The organism is Chitinispirillales bacterium ANBcel5 (assembly GCA_029688955.1).
Classification (GTDB): Bacteria; Fibrobacterota; Chitinivibrionia; order Chitinivibrionales; family Chitinispirillaceae; genus Cellulosispirillum; species Cellulosispirillum alkaliphilum.
The window spans coordinates 1-4,886 of the sequence record JARUKZ010000075.1; the positions used below are offsets into that span (position 1 = coordinate 1).

The window sequence follows — 4,886 nt, forward strand, 5'->3', positions numbered from 1 at the left end:
CTAATCACCTGCTGAGTAGCTCTATTTTAAATTGAAATGAGACTAATCACCTGCTGAGTAGCTTTAATCTGGTTTAAATGAGGCATTTCGCGACTATATAGTTCAAAAATTCGCAAGAGATGGGGGAGTAGTTATGAGGAAAAACAGTATGTTGCTCAATAATGATGGGGTTAGATCACAAGCATAAAGCCGAAATACAAGCCCAAAAGATGGGTTTTGGTCATGCCAGGGCGAGTTTCAGTGCAGTTCGCACAGCACATAGGTCTGGTTTCTGTCAAAAACCGATTTAAATCTATCGGTATGGTATACCGGATTTGTTCCCCGGCAACCAGCCAACATCCAACTCGCGTGGTCACCATCAAAAACCTTGCATGGTGTGCTGCGAGTGCGGAAATCTGAAATCCTGTCGCACCAAAGGTGCACAAATTCCATAGCCAGGAGCAGCGCCCCTGGTGCGGTGGTGTGGATGTATATCAGCCCTGAAGGGGCGTGACCCTGTCAGGGAAATGGGAACCAATGGTTAATAAAATGTTGGCGGATTTCCTGAAGGTTCCGAAATTCACGATTGTATACAACTGGGATACATGTAACGCCCCTTCAGGGCTATTATCGCTGACTCTATTTGACCAGGGGCGATGCCCCTGGCTTTGGAATTACGCCCCTGTGGGGCTACACTATACGCTTTTTCTTGGTAGATGAAAATGGTTTAAATGGCTACGACCTGTCATGGTCCTGTGAGGAGGAGAACCAATGAAAGGGAGCAGAAACAAAGCTTAGTTATTCCTGAACTACTATAAATTCCCCTTTAGAATTTATTGAATATATTTCTTTTTTAATCAAACCATCACCCTGGACTGATTCGGTATATGGTGAGAAATACTCAGAAATAATAATCTTATATTCCTCTGAAATTTTATATTGCTTGCCCAAAACGCCATGTACCCCTTCATGACTATAATCCATAACTAAACTTATATTTAACAAACTTATACTATTTGTTATGCTGCCTATAAAAAGTAATCTTTCATTAGAATCTTCTGTAACCGCTAATAAAAAAATCTTATTATTCCCAATTGGTGGTAATTTGGCAATCATGTGAGCATAAAAATAATCCACTCCAAAAAAAGGAACTAAATTGCCAGGAATGTATTTAAAACCTGGCAATGGATAGGACATTTCAGAAGGAGGTAAATTATATGGAAAAGGGCTTTCAATAGGTAATGAAATCTCCTCTAATTCATTCCATAATTTTAAAAAATCTTTTTTAGATGCTTCAAAAACTAATGATAGGTCCCGCTCTTTAACAATATTGGTATCACGATAATTCAATGAATTATTAATCTCGTTTGCATTGCTTGTATTTGTTGTAACACTAAAAAAGAAATAACCAAATAGACCTATTTGTCTTATTAAACTTTTGAATTTCATATAAACACTCCTTGTATTATAGGATCATTTTTCTCGATTTTTCTTCAGCTATATTTTTCGTAAAAAATGAATCATCCAAGTATTTTAAATCAAATTCTGTCGCGAAGTTAGGGGGGCAGCACTTTGTCTTCAATATTTTACAACAACTCTTCTACTGTATTAAAAGGAATTCCCCTATGTAATTTATTGTGTATTTTTCTTTTTTAATTAAAGTAGTACCACTTGTAGAACTTGGCCGATCTGGGGTAAATAGTTCTGAAACGACTATTTCATAGCTTGATGATATTTTGTAAGTTTTGCGTAAATAACCAAACACGCCATCTATCTCAGTATCCTTACCTGTACGTATCATGAATAATTTTATATCATCTGTTATGCTGCCTAAAAAAACTACTGTTTCACCAACATCATCACTAGCCTCCAATAAGAATAGTTTTATGTTTTCTTTTTGAGGCAATTTGGCAATACTAGGATAATTATATCCAGTTTTAAACATTGAAAGGAGAGGCTCGGTTATTCTCTTAATGCCAGGTAAAGAACTCTTGATATCAGATGAGTATTCAAGTGGTAACGTGTTTTCCTCCAATTCACCCCACATTTTGTAAAAATCTTTTTCATGTGGGCCAAAATTTAGAGTAATATCCGGCTCTATAACTATAGTATCTGTATCTGAAACTTCACAATAGCCGTTGTGAGCCAAGTCAGCGATAGTATAGCCAAAGGTACACAGGATACACAGTATTAAAAAAAAGCACCTTAAATGGACTTTGGCTTTCATTCATATTCTCCTTACGCTAAAAGTGTAACGAAATTATTAACTATAACTGACTATGTTGATACTGATGATGTACCACAGCTTACATTCTCAGGACTAAAGGACCTGGATAAGAAGAAAAAATACTAGTCTGTACGCTTACGTATTGCAGAATTTAATAGCTATAAGTGAGAACTGTGTTTGCAAACTGTATATTCAAAAGTTCAGATCAATGTTTGATATTTTTGCGTTTTCTGATTGAAATTCAACGGTCACATCTGCTGTACTAAAAACTTCATCATCTAATAATATGTGTACATGAATAGAATAGCTGGTAGAATCAACTTTATACACATCAGATATTTTGTAGCCGTTAATATTCTCACCTTGTCCTCCGAGCCAATTATCATACCACAGAATATTACATATATGGTTATCCTCCCCCAAATGAAACATTTCTTCGAAAGGATTAAATTCATGATTAGAGTTCATCATTGCAATGCTACATTTCAGATTTTTGCTTATTAAAGCACTTTTATAGCCTTCGGAGAAGTAGTGTATCTTATCCAGTTTTTGTTTATATGTTTCAATGTCGAGACCATACTTATCTGGTGCTAACTCTTTAAAGGGGGCATTTTGATAATCACTCGAATTACCAGTCTTGTATATCTGATGAATATACCAGTTATAAAATTCGTCGACTAAGCTCGTGGCTATGTTGGTTGAATCACAATTGTTTCTGTTATTTATAATTTCTGGCTGTTCTTCTGTATATTCACTTGAAAAACAACTATGGTACATCAGTAATGGGAATAACAATGCTAAAATTTTCATTATCTATCACTCTTTCATTTTGGTATGTTTGGACGTACCAACATCCAACTCGCGTAGTCACCATCAAAAACCTTGAACGGTGTGCTAGGAGAAAGCAGTGCTCCAGAGACAAAGATGATTCATATCTGGCTTGCGGTACTTTTAATAAAACGAACAGACATGGTACTGTGAGGGGGAGAACCAATGCCTTATAAACAAATACCCCAACATACATACCTACCCGGAACAATTCCAGATAGTAGAATTTATGACATACTGTCTATTCCAAACATTCATCGGTATATACATATTTTCCCCACTGGTTTAATTATATCCATTTTTATGGAAGGGCGCTACTTACATCGCGCCTAATCACATTCAGCAGGTATTACTCTGATGCTATCTTTCACTTTTGATTCAATATAATATAGACTGTCGTAAGAAGACCAGCCCGGTGTTTTTATAAACCATATTTTTTCTTCAGCAGAAACCTTCTCTAGCAAAAAATCTAATTGATTATTACAAGAACTCAATACACTTAGACCTAACTTGTCGTTATCATGCATTTTACATGAAACTATATCAAACACGGAGGCATCGCATCCTCCTTGCAAAATCAGAAGACTATCTTTATGCACAACTTCATAAGGCTCACAATCACAAACATCTTGTATGACTTTTTCATTATTTATAATAGTTAATTGAATAAGCCTATCAGGAATTGTATTACAAGGGTTAACAATATCCAGACATTTTTCTTCGGTAGTATTCGAGTACAAAGAAAAATTTGTACTCAAAACTAATAACACAAATAATGAAAAAATTATCCTTGCAGTTTTACAATATCTTACTTGTAGAATCGCAACTATTTTTCCACTGACACTTGGCGCAAAAACCACGTTCTTTATGTTCATTAACAACACTCCTTCCACTACTTCCAAAATCAAGGTGCAGATGATGTTGGTGTCCTGCTATTGCAGTAACAAACATCCCCTCACCGTTATTTTTACTTTTGTTATTACAATATTCTATAACATCAGGACACATCGTAATTGCTCTTCCAAAGCCAACTTTCTTGGTAAGCATAATAAATGATTTTGTCTTACTTCTGTCATACTTATAAGAAATCCTATCCAAAACCCCTATGCTCTTAGCTCTGATATCAACACCTTGTCCATCTTTATGTGAATTGTGTCGGGTATCTCCACCGAGCCATGTTGAAATATCGCCAATCTCAACCATATCAACATCTGCATCATACCCGTCGTATTTTGACCATTCTTCTGCTAATTTTTCTAAAGCCTCTATTGTTTGTTTAGTTCTCCAAAGGTGGTTATGAAACACATCATCAAGGTCTCCGGTCAATCTTTTTCCATCACTTCTTTTAATAATTTCATAATCTGGAAATCTTGCCCTATATCTCTTATAATAATTTGATGGCTGGAGTTGGTATAATCTCGTTGTATTAGAAAGGCTTACTCTTACTCCTGGTCTTTCAAAAGATCTGCTATTTATACATTCTTTTATCAATACCGAGGTCTTATAATCAAGGATGCCAGTAACATCCAAACTCTTAGTTTCTTTAAATTCATATTGAAAAGTTTTCAATCCACTATACAAACCATGGTCAAATACTCCATTAAAGACACTGGTCGCATCCAAGCCCTCAGTTACCCAATACCCAAGACTGAAAAGATCATTTTTTAATTCTTTAACAAAATTACCACATTCACCATGTATTTCGCCTCCCCATATCTTTTCGGAGTCATTATCACCCATTCTTAATTCATATTTACAAGGTGGCTGAGCATAATTCACCCGCATCTTCAACCTTCCACCGCTCTCCACTCTCTTTACAAAATTATTCTTAAACACCTCCATGTCGGTGAAG

5 protein-coding genes are annotated in these 4,886 nt (G+C 35.7%); all 5 read right to left on the reverse strand.

The annotated features are described in order from the left end of the window. Nucleotides 1-777 precede the first annotated feature (777 nt). The gene (locus tag QA601_18560) at nt 778-1,428 is read right to left on the reverse strand and encodes a hypothetical protein (GenBank protein ID MDG5817107.1); all 651 of its coding nucleotides are present in this window, start codon (nt 1,426-1,428) and stop codon (nt 778-780) included. A gap of 151 nt (nt 1,429-1,579) precedes the next feature. Next, on the reverse strand, nt 1,580-2,206 hold the full coding sequence (locus QA601_18565; GenBank protein ID MDG5817108.1) for a hypothetical protein: 627 nt from the start codon (nt 2,204-2,206) through the stop codon (nt 1,580-1,582). Between the two features lie 192 nt (nt 2,207-2,398). Beyond that, entirely contained in the window at nt 2,399-3,001 is a 603-nt protein-coding gene (locus QA601_18570; GenBank protein MDG5817109.1) for a hypothetical protein, read from the reverse strand. Nucleotides 3,002-3,363: 362 nt separating this feature from the next. Further along, a complete protein-coding gene (locus tag QA601_18575; GenBank protein MDG5817110.1) occupies nt 3,364-3,909 on the reverse strand; it encodes a hypothetical protein in 546 nt (181 codons plus the stop codon). Further along, nucleotides 3,833-4,886 (reverse strand): peptidoglycan-binding domain-containing protein (locus QA601_18580; GenBank protein ID MDG5817111.1); only part of this gene is annotated, 1,054 nt, incomplete at its 5' end. The genes QA601_18575 and QA601_18580, both read right to left, overlap by 77 nt.